This is a genomic window from Streptomyces sp. NPDC001194, assembly GCF_042896985.1.
GTDB lineage: Bacteria > Actinomycetota > Actinomycetes > Streptomycetales > Streptomycetaceae > Streptomyces.
On sequence record NZ_JBIAXU010000011.1, the window covers coordinates 118,505 to 132,479 of the forward strand.

Annotated in this window: 13 protein-coding genes; 5 read left to right on the top strand and 8 right to left on the bottom strand. The window is 72.7% G+C overall.

Features of this window, described 5'->3' with window-relative positions; all coding sequences use genetic code 11:
- The 3 genes from ACFY1T_RS22220 to ACFY1T_RS22230 all read right to left on the bottom strand — a co-directional run bounded on the left by ACFY1T_RS22220 (position 1) and on the right by ACFY1T_RS22230 (position 2,639).
- Positions 1 to 852, bottom strand: a complete 852-nt coding sequence (locus tag ACFY1T_RS22220; protein ID WP_390789669.1) for a hypothetical protein — start codon at positions 850 to 852, stop codon at positions 1 to 3.
- A 3-nt stretch (positions 853 to 855) separates the two neighbouring features.
- Entirely contained in the window at positions 856 to 1,923 is a 1,068-nt protein-coding gene (locus ACFY1T_RS22225) for a 3-oxoacyl-ACP synthase III family protein (protein WP_390789670.1), read from the bottom strand.
- 320 nt (positions 1,924 to 2,243) lie between these two features.
- A complete protein-coding gene (locus ACFY1T_RS22230) occupies positions 2,244 to 2,639 on the bottom strand; it encodes a VOC family protein (protein ID WP_390789671.1) in 396 nt (131 codons plus the stop codon).
- A 171-nt stretch (positions 2,640 to 2,810) separates the two neighbouring features.
- Between ACFY1T_RS22230 and ACFY1T_RS22235 the strand changes: the two genes are divergently transcribed.
- The 3 genes from ACFY1T_RS22235 to ACFY1T_RS22245 all read left to right on the top strand — a co-directional run bounded on the left by ACFY1T_RS22235 (position 2,811) and on the right by ACFY1T_RS22245 (position 6,042).
- Entirely contained in the window at positions 2,811 to 3,911 is a 1,101-nt protein-coding gene (locus ACFY1T_RS22235) for an alpha/beta hydrolase (protein WP_390789672.1), read from the top strand.
- 186 nt (positions 3,912 to 4,097) lie between these two features.
- Complete coding sequence (locus ACFY1T_RS22240; RefSeq protein WP_390789673.1) at positions 4,098 to 4,406, top strand: hypothetical protein; 309 nt, start codon at positions 4,098 to 4,100, stop codon at positions 4,404 to 4,406.
- Positions 4,407 to 4,533: 127 nt separating this feature from the next.
- A complete protein-coding gene (locus ACFY1T_RS22245; protein WP_390789674.1) occupies positions 4,534 to 6,042 on the top strand; it encodes an MFS transporter in 1,509 nt (502 codons plus the stop codon).
- Between the two features lie 25 nt (positions 6,043 to 6,067).
- Here the strand turns inward: ACFY1T_RS22245 and ACFY1T_RS22250 are convergent, their stop codons facing one another.
- The 3 genes from ACFY1T_RS22250 to ACFY1T_RS22260 form a co-directional block, all read right to left on the bottom strand.
- Positions 6,068 to 7,864 (bottom strand): methyltransferase, encoded by a 1,797-nt coding sequence (locus ACFY1T_RS22250; RefSeq protein WP_390789675.1) that lies wholly within the window; start codon positions 7,862 to 7,864, stop codon positions 6,068 to 6,070.
- A gap of 71 nt (positions 7,865 to 7,935) precedes the next feature.
- Positions 7,936 to 9,153, bottom strand: a complete 1,218-nt coding sequence (locus tag ACFY1T_RS22255; RefSeq protein ID WP_390789676.1) for a 4-hydroxybenzoate 3-monooxygenase — start codon at positions 9,151 to 9,153, stop codon at positions 7,936 to 7,938.
- A gap of 183 nt (positions 9,154 to 9,336) precedes the next feature.
- Positions 9,337 to 10,410 carry a nucleotide disphospho-sugar-binding domain-containing protein gene (locus ACFY1T_RS22260; protein WP_390789677.1) on the bottom strand — a complete coding sequence of 358 codons (1,074 nt, stop codon included), beginning with the start codon at positions 10,408 to 10,410 and terminating at the stop codon, positions 9,337 to 9,339.
- 303 nt (positions 10,411 to 10,713) lie between these two features.
- On the opposite strand from ACFY1T_RS22260, the gene ACFY1T_RS22265 reads away from it, so the two are divergent.
- The gene (locus tag ACFY1T_RS22265; RefSeq protein ID WP_390789678.1) at positions 10,714 to 11,388 is read left to right on the top strand and encodes a GDSL-type esterase/lipase family protein; all 675 of its coding nucleotides are present in this window, start codon (positions 10,714 to 10,716) and stop codon (positions 11,386 to 11,388) included.
- A gap of 87 nt (positions 11,389 to 11,475) precedes the next feature.
- On the opposite strand, the gene ACFY1T_RS22270 is transcribed toward ACFY1T_RS22265, so the two are convergent.
- Both ACFY1T_RS22270 and ACFY1T_RS22275 read right to left on the bottom strand, forming a co-directional pair.
- Positions 11,476 to 11,928: a transglycosylase SLT domain-containing protein gene (locus tag ACFY1T_RS22270; protein ID WP_390789679.1), complete on the bottom strand. Its 453-nt coding sequence runs from the start codon at positions 11,926 to 11,928 to the stop codon at positions 11,476 to 11,478.
- 400 nt (positions 11,929 to 12,328) lie between these two features.
- Entirely contained in the window at positions 12,329 to 13,156 is an 828-nt protein-coding gene (locus ACFY1T_RS22275; protein WP_390789680.1) for an MIP/aquaporin family protein, read from the bottom strand.
- Between the two features lie 503 nt (positions 13,157 to 13,659).
- Between ACFY1T_RS22275 and ACFY1T_RS22280 the strand changes: the two genes are divergently transcribed.
- Positions 13,660 to 13,851 carry a thiazolylpeptide-type bacteriocin gene (locus tag ACFY1T_RS22280; protein ID WP_229343341.1) on the top strand — a complete coding sequence of 64 codons (192 nt, stop codon included), beginning with the start codon at positions 13,660 to 13,662 and terminating at the stop codon, positions 13,849 to 13,851.
- Positions 13,852 to 13,975: the final 124 nt, after the last annotated feature.

Here is a 13,975-nt window from a genome sequence, read left to right on the forward strand (position 1 = left end):
TCACCAGCCTTCGGGCCGGTAGGAGGCGCAGGCGGCGCTGGGCCCGGCGCCGGCGGTGACGATGAGGAGCCGGTCGCGGTCCTCGGGGCGCGGGGCGGCCAGGGCCTGGAGGTAGCCGAGGATCGGCGCAGCGGTGTGCGGCTCGCCGGCGACGACATTGGCGTGCGCGGCCCGCGGGCCGACGACGAGGGTCCGGTCCGGGTCGATGCCGTGCTCGCGGATGTACGCGGCGGTGCAGGCGGCGGCGTGTGCGGTGCGCCGCGCGCCGTGTCCCTCCGTACGGCGGACGGTGATCCGGGAGCGGCCGTCGCTGCCCATGGCGGCGGTGTCGAGGTACCCCTCGGTGTCGCTGGGCCCGTCGCCCGCGTACACCGACACCGGGCCGAACCCGGCGCCGGGGTCGGCGCTGCGCTGCAGGAGGAGGGCGCCGGCCAGGTCCGCGTACGGGTAGTGGGGGTCGCGGCGGGCGTCGCCGGCGGGGTGCACGTCGGCGGCGGTGATCAGGGCGCGGTCGGCGCTGCCGGTGTCGAGGAGGCTCTGGGCGAGCTGTACGGCGTTCAGGACGCCGCAGGCTCCGTTCATGAGGTCGAAGGAGAAGCCGGCGGCGGGGGCCGGGTCGGCGATGTAGTCCAGATTGATGCCGACCTCCTTCTGGACCAGGGCCGCGAGGGCCGGTTCGAAGGTGTTGGACTCCCGGTAGACGCCGACGTTGATGAGGACGCCGACGGATGACGGGGAGACCTGCGCCTGCTCCAGGCAGGCGCGGGCGGCGCGGCTCGCGAGTTCGACGGCGCAGGCGGGTCCGGCGCCGTGGTGCGTGGCGGTGTGGGCTGCGGCGATGACCATTGCCATGGTTCAGACCCCCATGTCCGTGATCGTGGCCGACAGGGCGCCGGTCACCACGCCGGAGGCGGCGGGGACCATGAGGAACCGGGATCCGGTGCGGGCGGTGCCGGCCCGCAGGTGCTCGCGCAGCGTCAGGAAGTGGGCGGTGGTGGCGGTGTTGCCGTACTTCTCGACGACGGCGAGGGAGGTGGGCATGGGGGCCCCGAACTCGGCTTCGGCGGTCTGGTTCACGTAGTCGATGAACCGGGTGCCGACCTGGTGCTGGATGACGTAGTCGAAGGCCTCGTCGGCGAATTCCCGGCCCTGCTTGGCCAGGAGGTCCCGGTGGAACCGCGGCCACAGTTTGAGCCGGTCGCGGTTGTGCATCTTCTTGTTGTCCGTGTAGAGGGCGATGCCCTGGCTGCGGTCGCTCGGCATGCCCATGCACAGGTGCGCGTACTCGGCGCAGGTCATCAGTTCCACGTAGTGGATCCGGTCGGCCTCGTCGGTGGAGGCGTCCAGGACGACGGCGGCCGCCGAGTCGCCGACGGAGAGCGAGGCGAACTGCGGGTCGTAGGAGTCGGCGACCTCGCGGGCCGCCGTCTCGGCGACGGCGGTGGCCTGCTCGCCGCTGACGACCATGCCGTTGCGCACCGCGCCGGAGCGGATCATGCGGTCGAGCAGGTAGACGCCGGTCATCATGCCGGCGCAGGCGTTGGACACGTCGAAGTGGACGGCCCTTCGCGCGCCGAGCTCGCGGGCGATGAGGGAGGCGAAGGACGGTTCGAAGGTGAAGCGTCCGCCATCCGTGAAGCGGGTGATCGAGGCCGATATGACGACGTCGAGGTCGGCGGCCTCGTAGCGGGAGGCCGCGAGGCAGTCCCGTGCGGCGGACAGGGCCATCGAGAGGGAGTGCTCGGCGGCCGCCGGGTCCGGGTCGTACACCCGGCGCTCGGCGACGCCGGTGATGCGCTGGAGGTCCGCGTCACGGACGGCGGATATCCCCTCGGTCAGCTCCCGGGTGGTGACCACGGTCTCGGGGACGTGGGCCCCCAGGGCCTCCAAGCGGCTGTGGCGGTTCGGTGTGCTGGTGTTCATGCTTCGCGTTCTCCATGGGACATCCCCGTTACAGACAGCGAAGTTACCGTAGCGTAGGGATCAACCCGCAGGCAGCGCAAAGGGAGTTGAAGCGCACAGACAGGGCGATTACCGGCCATGGCTCTCATGGGTCACATTTCGCCAGCACCCGGCCCTGGCACCTCCCGCCCCGCCGATCGTCGGCCGGAACATCACTCACGGTGCACGAAACCTGTCCGGAACCACTCGGTCCGCCCGATGCGGCTCGGTCCGCCCGGCGCGACGCGGGCTGGACGGCGCGACGCGGGCTGGACGGCGCGGCTCGGGCTGGACGGCGCGACTCAGTCCGCCCGGCCCTCGGTCCGCCCGGCCCGGTCGGACTCGCTGCGCAGGACGCAGAACTCGTTGCCCTCGGGGTCGGCGAGGATCACCCAGCCCGAGCCGTCGGGCCGGCGGTGATCGGCCACGAAGGCGGCGCCGAGACCCAGCAGCCGGCCGACCTCCTCGTCGCGCGAGGTGTCGGGGCGCAGGCACAGATGGATCCGGTTCTTGACCGTCTTGGCCTCGGGGACCTGGTTGAAGTACAGCACCGGGCCCTCCCCCAGCGGCACCTGGGTCTCCCGGTCGCCCGGGCGGGCCCCGGGATCCAGCGGGCGGCCCGTCACGCCGGCCCAGAACCGGGCCAGCCCGAAGGCATCCGCACAATCGATCGCCACGTTCTGCACCACCGAGACCATGGGCCCGAGCCTTGCCGATCTCCACGCAGAACGCCACCCCGTCCCATTTGAAACATAAACGACATCTGTCGCACGGTTCTGCAACCCCGAGGTCGAAAAACGCATCCAAAAAGACGAGGACCCACCCGCTCTGCCCGCCCGGGGCAGCCGCAACTGTTCGGAGCGAAGTTCGTGCACGTGTACCCGCAGCCGCAGCCGCAGCAGCCCAGGCGATCCCGTAAGAAGGCGTGGATCGGCTCCGCGGTGGCGGTGGCGCTCATAGCCGGCGCCGGCGCCGGGTTGGCCTACTGGAAGACGGACTGGTTCGACGGGAACGGGGAGGCCGTCAGCTACGCCAAGCCCCCCGCCGCAGCGGGCGACGGCAAGGGCTCCGGGGCCGGCGGGGGCAAGCAGGCCTCCGCGCCGAGTGCGGACCCGGACGTGTCCCTCCCCACCGGCCCGTTCACCGAGTTCAAGCAGACGGTCAAGCTGGAGGACGGCACCCGCATATCCAAGGCCAAGGTGAAGGGCGCCAAGTCCGGCTTCGACGGCAGCGTCTGGGTGTGGACGCCGAAGGAGTACGACCGCCCCGAGTACGCGAAGAGCGCCTTCCCCGTCATGATCGCGCTGCCCGGGGGCAACGGGAACGCCGACAACTACTGGGCGACCATGCCGAAGCTCGGCCTCCAGGCAGCCATCTCCGAGGGCGCCGCGGCCGGCAAGAGCCTCCCCTTCATCGTGGTCATGCCGATCCTCAACCCGGACGCCAAGTACTACTACGACGGCTCCGACATCCCCGGCCAGGCCAAGATGGGCACCTGGATCGGCGAGGACGTGCCCGATATCGCCCGGGCCAACTTCCGCACGTACAAGTCCCGCGACGGCTGGGCCTTCATGGGCAACTCCTCCGGCGCCTTCGTCGGCCTCAAGCAGCTCCTGCAGAAGCCGGACCGCTTCCGGGCCGTCATCGCCAACGGCGGCGAGATCGTCCCCGACTCGCCGCTCTGGAAGGGCCACCAGGCGGAGATGGACGCGAACAACCCCGAGAAGCTCGCCCCGAAGCTGATCGCCGACAAGGGTCCCGAGGTGAACGTCTTCTTCCAGTACGGCACCAAGGAGGGCGGGCGCGACCGGATGGAGAAGTTCCAGCAGCAGTTCGGCAAGGGCCCGGTCAAGGTCACGATCCACGAGATCCAGGGCGGCGACCACAACGGCTGGGACTACGTCCGGGGCATGAAGGAAGGCGCCCTGGAGCAGCTCAGCAAGCTGATGAAGGGCCCGAAGCCGCAGTAGGGAGCGGGCGGGACGCGGATGGCCTCGGCCCGCTCGGGCCCGCGTGGTGGTGCTCCCCCGCCCGCCAACCTCGTGGAATCGCCGGGCCTGCGGGCGTGTGAACCGGGGGCTGCGGGCGCGGCGGTGTTTGCTGTCGGCAGGTGGACCCATCGGCGGAGCCGCCGCGTGCCGGGAGGAACCGGGAACATGAAGTTCGCACAGATCATCGACTTCGAGACCGAGCGCATCGACGAGGTGCGCGAGCTCCTGCGCGCCTACGAGGAGCGGGTCGGCTCGGATGGCCGGACCGGTGCCCCGGCCTCGCGCACCCTGCTCAAGGACCGGGCGAACCCCAACCGCTACCTCGCCGTGGTCCAGTTCGAGTCCCACGACGCCGCGATGGCCAACAGCGACGCGCCGGAGACGAGCGAACTGGCCCGGCAGCTCTCGGCGCTGATGACCAGGCAGACGCTCTACACCGACTGCGACATCGTGGACCACCAGCGCCTCTCCTGATCCCGGCACGCCGGTTGCGGCGTGGTCCGGGGTGTGGTGACAGGGCGGACTCGATTCCACCGGAAGGGCGTGCGTGACGCGGCGGCGATTCGGGGGCGAGCGTCACCGTTGGTGGGTCCTGGCCGTGATGACCTGCGCCTCGTCGATGATCGCCATCGACGCGCTGGTGGTACTGATCGCCCTTCCCACCATCCAGCGCAGTCTGGACGCCTCGACCACCGGAGTGCAGTGGATCATCAATGCGTACCTGCTCAGTTTCGCCTGCATGAGCCCGCTCGGCGGACGCATCGGTGACGTGTTCGGGTACGAACGCGCCTTCCGCTACGGAACCCTCGTGTTCGTCGTGGCCTCGGCCGCGGCGGGTCTGGCCCAGTCCGAGGCGTGGCTCATCGCCGCGCGCGCGGCCCAGGGAGCCGGTGCGGCGATCCTGCGGCCCGCCTCCCAGGTGCTCATCATCAGGGAGTTCGGCCGCCGGGAGCGGGGCCGGGCGATGGGCATCTCCTCCAGCGTCTCCACCCTGCTGTACGGCACGGCTCCGCTGATCGGGGGCCTGCTGACGGCGGTGTTCTCCTGGCGCGCGATCTTCTTCGTCAACCCGCCCCTGGGCCTCGGCGCCCTCGTCCTCGCGCATCTCCTGCTCAAGGGCGGGCCGCCGCCGCGGGAACGGGTCGACTGGTCGAGCGCACCCCTGCTGATCGGCGGTCTGGTGTGCCTGGTCCTCCCCCTCATGCAGGCGCGCTACTGGGGGTGGTCCTCGCCCGCCGTCATCTCCCTGCTCGCGACCGGAGCCGTACTGATGACGCTCCTGGTGGTACGCGAACGGCGGCAGCCGGACCCGCTCATGCACTTCGAGCTGTTCGCGAAGAGGGAGTTCGCGGTCGGTGCGGCGGTCATCTCGACGGTGCGCTTCGCGTTCGTGGGGTTCGCGGTGTTCGGGGTCATCTGGCTGCAGGACGTCGTGGGCATGTCGCCCTTCGAAGCCGGTCTCGCCGTACTGCCGCTCACTCTCCCCACGGTCGTGTGCGCGCCCCTGGGCGGAAGGCTCTACGACCTCCTGGGGCCCCGCGTCCCGCTCGGCGCCGGCATGGTCCTGTGCGTGGCGGCCCTGCTCGGTGCGGCGGCGGAGCTGCGCCGGGGGTCCTACGGCTGGCTGGTCCCCTTCTACTGCCTGATGGGCATCGGGATGGGGCTCTGTGTCAGCCCGGCCTGGGTCACCGCGCTCAACGTCACCTCCAAGCGGATGCGCGGGAACGCGGCGGGGGTGCTGCAGACCGGGCGGGAGATCAGCGCGGCGCTGGGTCTGGCGGTCATGGGCGCGATCGTTTCGCACCTCCAGGGCGCGCACCTGAGCCGGATCCTCGAACGGGACGGCCGTATCCCGTCCGAGGGCTTCGACCGGGTCGAGCGGTCCATCGGCAAGGCGGTGGCGGCGGCGCAGCAGGGGGCGCACCTGCCCGCCGGGATCCCCGCCGACCTGGTCCCGGCCCTCAAGGCCTCGGTCACCACCGCGGTCTCGGCCGCGTTCTACGTGGGCGCGGCCGTGATGTTCACGGCGGCCGTGGCGACCGCCTTCCTCCCCGGGAGGTCGGAGTTCGCCGAGCCGGGTCGCGGCCGCGGCCGCGACGATGCCGCGTGAGCGGCGGGACGCCGGGGAGCGCGGCTCAGCCCCGCCCGGTCGTGGGGTCGGGGACGGCGGCCCTGCGGGCGTGCAGGACGTGCGCGTCCAGGGGGAGGGGGCTGTGGCCGACGAGCTGGAGGCCCGTGTCGGCGAGCAGGCGTGCGTAGTGGTCGGCGCGCCGTTCGCGGCCTCCCACGTTGCACAGCATGTGCAGGTCCCAGGCGGTGGCCAGCGAGGGCGAGCCGTCGGCGGGCAGGAGCCGTTCCACGATGAGCAGGTCCGCGTGGGCGGACATCGCGCGGGTGCAGTGGCTCAGGATCTCGCGGCAGCGGTCGTCGTCCCAGTCGTGCAGGACGCGGGAGAGGACGTAGACGTCGCCGCCGGGCGGCACGTCGGCGAAGTCGCCCGCACGGTAGTCGCAGCGGGCTCCGCAGCCCGCGGCGTCGAGCCGGCCGCGGGCCGCCTCGACGGCGTGCGGGCGTTCGAGGAGGACGCCGCGCAGGCGGGGGTGGGCGGTGAGGATGCGGCCGAGCAGCTCCCCGTTCCCGCCCGCGACGTCGACGACGGTCGCGGGCGCGGCCGCCCGGGCCGCTGCGGTGATGACCGGGTGCCCGGGGAGCGGCTCGAACATCCTCGAGCTCGCGGCCATGGACCGGTCGAAGAGGGCGGCGAGTTCGGGGTCGCGGGCGAAGTGGTCGAAGTGGTTCTCGCCGAAGAGGTGGTCGAAGGCCGGCCGGCCGGTCCGTACGGCGTGGTCGAGTTCGCCGAAGGAGCTGTAGAACGGGCCCCCGTACATCAGGGCCAGCGGCCGCATCGACCCGGGCGTGTCCGAGCGCAGCAGGGCGCCGAGTTCGGTCAGGCGGAACGCGTCCTCTTCGCGGTCCCGGGCGACGGCTCCGACCATGGCCAGGTACTGCAAGAGCGTGGCGAGGCTCCGGGGGTGGGTGCCGGTCAGCCGGGCGAGGTCCTCGGTGCGGTGCGCGGTACGGGTGTCCATGGCGTCGGGCAGGCACAGCCGGGCGAAGGCGGCGAGCGCCTGTGTGGTCCACGCGCCGGTGAGGAGCTGCAGGAGCGATTCGGCGGGCTGCCGTGAGGTGCCGTGGGGGTCCTCGTCCGCGGCGGGGTGGTCCAGGTGCGCGGCGAGGGCGGCGCGGTGGTCGCCGCGTACGTAGAGCTCCATCCGCCGGTAGCCGCAGGCCGGATCGGCCGGGGTGGTGAAGTAGAGGACCGTGCCGTCCTCGTGCGGGTTGTAGCCGCCGCCGTCGGGGCGTGCGCCGTGGCGGAGGAGGATCGCGCACAGGCCGCGCAGTGCCAGCGGGTCCGGGTCGTCGATCTCGAAGGCGAGGTGCGCCTCGTGCCGGCGGGCGCGTTCGTACGCGGCGATCCGCTCCAGGCCGGAGTGCGGGGGGACGGTCAGGGCGAACACCTCGACCGCGCGGCGCTCCCCGGCACGGCCGGGCACCTGCGGGCGCAGGATGCGGACGTCGAGCTCGGCCGGATCGCGCCGGTGGCGCCGGGCGAGGCGCTCCCGTACGACCACGCTGGGGTGGGAGGGGGTGTCCACGGCCAGTCCGCAGTCGGCGAACTGGGCCCGCAGACCGTCCGCGTCCGGCGGGAAGAGGAGGAGCCCCGCGTGGGCGAACCGGCAGTGTCCGGCCAGCGCCCGCAGGTCCGGGCCGCCGAGGCCGGGCAGGAGCAGGGGCAGCAGGGCGGCGCTGTCGTGCTCGCGGACGAACTCGGCTGCCGCGCGCAGGCAGGCCGTGTCGTCCTGGAGCATCGTTTCGTCCAGGAGCATCGTTTCGCCGGGGAGCGTCGTTTCGTCGGGGAGCGTCGTCGTCATCGTGGGGGTGTCCTCTGGCCGGTGCGGGGCTGGGCAGGGCAGGGCGAAGCGGGGGCCGGGCGGAGCGGCGGTCACACGCCGACGTAGTTCTCGGCGAACCAGTCCTGGTGGGTGCGCGAGGTGCGCAGTGAAGCGAGCCGGGAGCGGCGCAGGGCGGCGTGGAAGAACGATCCGCCGCCGTGGCGGCCCGGGTCGGGATCCGCGTGGAGCAGCCGGGTCATCCAGCCGGTGAACTCCTGCGCCCGCCAGATGTGTGCCAGGCACCGGTCCGAGTAGCCGTCGAGTCCCGCGGTGTCGCCCCGGGCGAGGGCGTCGGTCAGCGCTCCGGCCAGGATCTCGGCCTCCAGGACCGCGAGGTTGGCGCCCTTCGCGGCGGCCGGGGCGAGCAGGCTCGCCGCGTCGCCCGCCAGGAGGAGCGAGCCGTGGCGCAGCGGCTCGATCACGTCGCAGGTCAGATCGAAGATCCCGCGTTCCAGGAGGGTGCCGCGGTGCAGCGGGCCGTGGTCCGCTGCGCGCATGCGGACGTCCAGTTCGTCCCAGATCCGCTGCTCGGTCCAGGCCTCGGCGGGGGTGCCGCGCTGCCACTGGAGGTAGTAGCGGGTGACGTCCGGGGTGCGGGCCATGTGTCCGGCGAAGCCCCGTTCGTGGATCGCGTACCCGACGGCGTCGAGGCTCGGCGGGGCCTGGGCGAGCAGGCCGAGCCAGGTCACGCCGTGGTCGTGGTGGTGGCGGGCGGCGCCCGGCGGCAGGGAGCGGCGGGCCGCCCCGTGCCGCCCGTCGCAGCCGGCGACGTAGCGGGCGGTCCACCGCGCGGGACGGCCGTCGGGCTCGCGCGTCGTGACGTACGGCCGGGTGCCGTCGGCGTCGTGCACGGCGAGCGCCTCGGTGTCGAAGCGGATGCGTCCGCCGAGGTCGAGGTAGTGCGTCAGGAGGTCCGTGACCAGGTTCTGCTGCGGGTACACGTGGTGCTGCCCGCCCTGGCCGAGGGAGCCGTAGTCGAGCCGGAACCGGCCGTCCCGCGTGCGGAACTCGCACGTGCCGTGGCGGGTGCCCGCACGGTGCAGGCCGTCGGAGAGGCCGTGGCGGTCCAGGATCCGCACGGTGTTCGGGGCGAGGAACCCGGCGCGGGCGCGGGTCTGGACGTGGGTTCGGGAGGCGCGTTCGAGGAGGACGCAGTCGATCCCGGCTGCGTGCAGCAGGACGGCGAGAACGAGCCCGGCCGGACCGGCACCGAGGACGACCACGTCTGCTGATTCCCGTAAGGCGCGGGAGTTCTGACTTTGCGTCATAGCGCGTGCAGCATAAGCACGCGAAGATCGCTGAACCTACGCAAGCCATCCCTAGGCGGGAATAGAGTGACAATCAGCCTTGACGTCGGCGGCCCGTGACGACGGGGCCGGGAGCGGCGTCCGGGGCCGGCCGGTGGTGTGCGCCGGGCGTGCGGGTACGAACACACGCCCGGCGCGCACCTCCTACGAGGCGGCCAGGGCCTCCAGGGCCGGGACCGTTTCGGCGGGGGACGGCAGGGCGGCGTTCTCCGCCTGCAGGCGGGTGGCCGCCTCCCGCAGGGCCGGGTCGGTAACCAGGCGGGTCAGCAGCGCGGAGTCCACGTCGTCGGAGGCGGAGCGCAGTGCCGCGCCGGTCGCGGTGAGGGCGTCGGCGTTGGTGAAGTGGTCGGCGCCCTGGGGCAGCAGGAGCTGGGGCAGGCCGGCCTGCAGGGCGGTGAGCAGGGTGCCGGAGCCGCCGTGGTGGATCAGGGCGTCGGAGGTGGTCAGCAGTTCGGCGAGCGGGACCCAGGGCAGCGGGCGGACGTTGTCCGGGAGGGTGCCGAGCGCGGTGAGGTCGGCGTCGCCGACGGCGAGCAGGAACTCGGCGTCCACCGAGGCGGCCGCCTCGATCAGGCGGACGATGGCGCGGACCCCGTCCAGCTCCGTGAGCACGGTGCCCAGGGTGATGGTGACCCGGGGGCGGGTGCCGCGCCCGAGCAGTGCGGCGGGGATCGTACCGCCGCCGTTGTACGGAAGGTAGCGCATCCGCAGGCCGCCCGGGTCGCCGCCGAGCGAGGCGGGGACGATGTTCAAGGCGGTGGGCTCGGCGGGGCCGGAGACCCCGTACGTCTCGTACGCCTCGGTGAAGTTCGCGGCGAGCCGGCCGACCATGTCCAGGCCGGGGGTGGGGCCGAAGTTCTGGATCACCGACGGAATCTTCAGCTTCGCCGCGACCAGCGGGGCGGAGGCCTGGAAGGAGTCGTAGACCAGCAGGTCCGCGCCCCAGTTGCCGGCGACCTCGAGCAGGCCGTCCACGGTGGGCCGGGAAATGAGCGCGAAGCCGCGGGCGGCCCGGTCCAGGATCTGGTCCTGGGACATGTCGGGGGCGACGTAGCGCATCTCCTCGTCGGAGGACTGCTCCATCACGTCCCGTATCGAGCGGCCGTCGCCGATCTCCACGATCGCGAATCCCGCCTCGCGAAGCCGGTCCAGCGGCTGCGAGCCGGCGAACAACACCTCATGACCAGCGGCACGCAAAGCCTGCGCAGTCGGAATCATCGGAAAGAGATGACCGGCTGCAGCCGGACCGGTGAAAAGTACACGCACAGCTGTTCTCCTCGCCTACGACCTGACACTCGGAGGCGCACCGGATGGGCCCGCCCCCGTTCCCATCAGTGAACTGGCCCCGAGGGACGCCGTGTTCCCCGAATCAGGGGCGAAAATCAGACAATCCGGAACTCGCCGAGGGCGGTCGTGTCGGTCGGGTGTCAGGAGGTGTCGGCGCCGTATCGGTGGGGGCCGGCAGGTTCGAGAGGTCCCGCCGGGTCCGTCCGCCCGGGGTCCGAGATCCGAGGAGCGCACATGACGATCACCGTCCGGCCGGGAAGCACCGTGATGTTCACCGGCGATTCGATCACCGACTGCCGGCGGCTGGAGAGCGAGGACGGCCTCGGCTTCGGCTACCCGCTGCGCATCGCGGGCGAGTGGGGGCTGCGGCACCCGGACCGGCCCGTGACCTGGCTGAACACCGGGACCGGCGGCAACAAGGTGCGGGACCTCGAAGCGCGCTGGCGGAGCGACGTGCTCGACGCGCGCCCGGACGTGGTGTCGGTCCTCGTCGGGGTCAACGACATGGGCTGGCACACGATCGACCCGGAGGGGTACGTGATCCCCGCGGCCGAGTTCGAAGCGGGCTACGACCGTCTGCTCGCGCCCCTCGCCGAGGCGGGCACGGAGCTGATCCTCATCGAGCCGTTCCTGCTGCCGATCCACGGCGTCGTCGAGGCCGGCGGCGGCGGTGTGCAGATCGGGGAGAAGGAACGCAAGGAATGGCGTGCCGATCTGGATCCGAAGATCCGGGTCGTGCGCGGGCTCGCCCGCAGGTACGGAGCGCAGCTGCTCGAAGCCGACGCCATGTTCGCCGAGCTCGCCGCGGCGACCGCGGCCGGGCCGGAGCACTGGGCCGCCGACGGTGTCCACCCGACCCCGGCCGGCCATGCCGCACTCGCGGCGGCCTGGCTGCGGCTGGTCGCCTGACCCGGCCGCCCCGCCGGCAACGCGAAAACGCCCGGTCCGGGAGGTCCCGGGCGGGCGTTTTCGTGCGTGGGGCTGTCCGCTGGCGGCTTAGTACCAGTGGTGGGTCTGCCAGAAGTTCCAGGCGCCGACGGGGCTGCCGTAGCGGGAGTTCATGTAGTCCAGGCCCCACTTGATCTGGGTGGCGGGGTTGGTCTTCCAGTCGGAGCCGGCGGAGGCCATCTTCGAGGCCGGGAGGGCCTGGACCAGGCCGTAGGCGCCGGAGGAGGAGTTCGTGGCGGTGTGGTTCCAGCCGCTCTCGCGGGAAACGATGTTGTTGAAGGCCGCGAACTGCGCCGGGTCCTTGATCATCTGCTGGGCGATCGCCTTGGCGCTCGTCGGGGCCGCCTGGGCGGGAACCGTGGCGAGCATGGTGCCGGCGACGCCCAGGGCGACGATGGAGCCGGCGAGGGTCTTCTTGGAGGCGGCGATGCGGCGGATGACGTGGGACACGGAGGAAACCTTCCGACGGGGACAAGGACGGTCGCGGCATGCCGGGGGCATGCGTGAGCCCTTCACGCGGTGGAGAGGGGTTCGTCGGGCGGGGGCCGTGGTGGCCCGCCGCCGTGGCGACATCACCAGTTAGACAGGCCGGCGGGGCGCTGGCAACGTCCCCCCTTACTAGCGGGCTTCGCAGCGCCCGGCCCCGGATCAGGGCTCCGGGCCGCGGGGGAACGGGGTGGGCGGCCTACTAGAGCCGCTCGTATGTGACGTGGGTCCTATGGGGTGAGTCACCGGCAGGAGGCCCGAATGTCACGTTCCGTTGCGGTCCGCTACACGAAAAGGGCTGTGCGCCAGGCCACCCTCAACGCGAACCGAAGGAAACGGGCACCTCGAACGCCGCTTTCCGCACCACCGCCCCGCCCCGCCGCTTCCTCGCCCCCCGCCTCCCCCGCCCCCCGTTTCAGCGGGCCCGCAGGAGCCGGTGGTGGACGCGGGCGCCCAGGACGGCGCCCAGGACCGGTGCCGCGAGGTAGATCCACAGGCCGGCGGTGGCCCCGGACAGCAGCGCGGGTCCGAACTGGCGGGCGGGATTGGCGGCGCCGCCGCTCAGGGGGCCCAGAACGGCGATGATCGCGCAGACGAGGAGCCCCAGGGCCGCGGGGAACCATCGTCCGCGAGCCGGGTGCGTGAGGAAGAAGCCGATCATCAGGGTGACCACGACCAGGCAGCCGCCCTCGGCCGCGAAGACGGTCCAGCCGTTCCACGACGGGGCCGCGGCCGCCGCGCCGTAGCCGACCCGCGCGACCGCCGGCCCCCAGACGAGCCGGGCCAGAACCGTCCCGGCGACCGACCCGCACAGCTGCGCGACGACGTACGCGGCCACGCCCCGGCCGGGGAAGACCCCCAGCCGCCACAGCGCGAGGGTGACCGCGGGGTTCATGTGCGCGCCCGAGCACCGGCCCCACGGCGAGAGGAGCAGCCCGAAGACGAGCGCGCCGGTCAGCGCGCCCACCACGAGGAGGGCCGGCCGGAGGCCCTCGAGGAGGAGCGGGGAAGCCGGATCGAGCACCCAGCGGATGATCGTGACCACGGCGAACATGAGCGCCGCGGTCAGGGCGAACTCGTACAGGGGGTAACCGGAACCGATGGGTACGGTTTGCACCGGCACCCGCACCGGAACCGGCGCTGGCACCGGCACCGGCACCGGCACCGGCCCCCGGACGTGACCCGCGTCCGCTCCGGACGCGGCGGCCGGGGAACCGGCCTTGGACATCTCGGCTCCGCTCATGGGTTCTCCCTTCGATCGGGCGGCCTCGGCGCTCGGGCTGCGCGCAGGTGCGCCCGTCGAGGAAGCCTGCTGCACTCCGGGGCCGCACGGTGCGCGTACACGCCGACGGGCGGGAACGGATCGGGTGCGGACGCGGAGCCGCAGCCTCCGGGCCCCGCCCCCGGGCGTCGCCCCGGGTTTGCGGATTGCGTTCGCAGCGTCTGCAACGCAGGGTCGGCCGCCTCCGGGCCGACGGGCCGCGAAAGGCCGCGGAGGCCGGGGCCGGGCGGGGCCGCCGCGGCGCCCCCGCCCCCTGGCGGGCGGGACAACCGGCCAACCTGACACCGGCGTTGCCGTCGGTCCGTGACGGCGCGGACACTCATGGTGCACCGCGACGCTCCTTCGGATGCCCCGCCCACGAACCGTCTGTTCCCGGGGGCATTCCGCTCGTCGACCGCGGGCGCCGCCCGGTCGGCGCCGTCTTCGCGGTTCTGCAATCCCCCCAGCCACGAGAGGAAATCCGCATGTCCGAAACCTCTGCCACGCCCGGGTCCAACCACCTCGACCTGGACCTGGACCTCGACCTCAGCGAGCTGACCGTCACCGCGCTGAGCGACACCGCCGCTCTGCCCGAGAACGGCGCCTCGTGGGGCTCCTGCTCCTGTCAGGGCTCGTCCTCCTGCGCCCAGCCGCAGGTGGAGACGCCCACCGCCTGACGGCTGTGACGTGGCCGCTCCCGTGCGGCCGGCCCCCCGGCCGGCCGCACGGCCTGCGGCCCGTGGGCCTGCCCATCCGGAACGGGCCCGAGCCGCAGGACAGCTCACAGTCCCAGACCGCACC

Bases quoted from the DNA above. Each gene is read 5' to 3' on its own strand.
- ACFY1T_RS22220 (WP_390789669.1), bottom strand. From the start codon at position 852: ATGGCAATGGTCATCGCCGCAGCCCACACCGCCACGCACCACGGCGCC.
- ACFY1T_RS22225 (WP_390789670.1), bottom strand. From the start codon at position 1,923: ATGAACACCAGCACACCGAACCGCCACAGCCGCTTGGAGGCCCTGGGG.
- ACFY1T_RS22230 (WP_390789671.1), bottom strand. From the start codon at position 2,639: ATGGTCTCGGTGGTGCAGAACGTGGCGATCGATTGTGCGGATGCCTTC.
- ACFY1T_RS22240 (WP_390789673.1), top strand. From the start codon at position 4,098: ATGAAGTTCGCACAGATCATCGACTTCGAGACCGAGCGCATCGACGAG.
- ACFY1T_RS22245 (WP_390789674.1), top strand. From the start codon at position 4,534: ATGACCTGCGCCTCGTCGATGATCGCCATCGACGCGCTGGTGGTACTG.
- ACFY1T_RS22250 (WP_390789675.1), bottom strand. From the start codon at position 7,864: ATGACGACGACGCTCCCCGACGAAACGACGCTCCCCGGCGAAACGATG.
- ACFY1T_RS22255 (WP_390789676.1), bottom strand. From the start codon at position 9,153: ATGACGCAAAGTCAGAACTCCCGCGCCTTACGGGAATCAGCAGACGTG.
- ACFY1T_RS22260 (WP_390789677.1), bottom strand. From the start codon at position 10,410: ATGATTCCGACTGCGCAGGCTTTGCGTGCCGCTGGTCATGAGGTGTTG.
- ACFY1T_RS22265 (WP_390789678.1), top strand. From the start codon at position 10,714: ATGACGATCACCGTCCGGCCGGGAAGCACCGTGATGTTCACCGGCGAT.
- ACFY1T_RS22270 (WP_390789679.1), bottom strand. From the start codon at position 11,928: ATGCCCCCGGCATGCCGCGACCGTCCTTGTCCCCGTCGGAAGGTTTCC.
- ACFY1T_RS22275 (WP_390789680.1), bottom strand. From the start codon at position 13,156: ATGAGCGGAGCCGAGATGTCCAAGGCCGGTTCCCCGGCCGCCGCGTCC.
- ACFY1T_RS22280 (WP_229343341.1), top strand. From the start codon at position 13,660: ATGTCCGAAACCTCTGCCACGCCCGGGTCCAACCACCTCGACCTGGAC.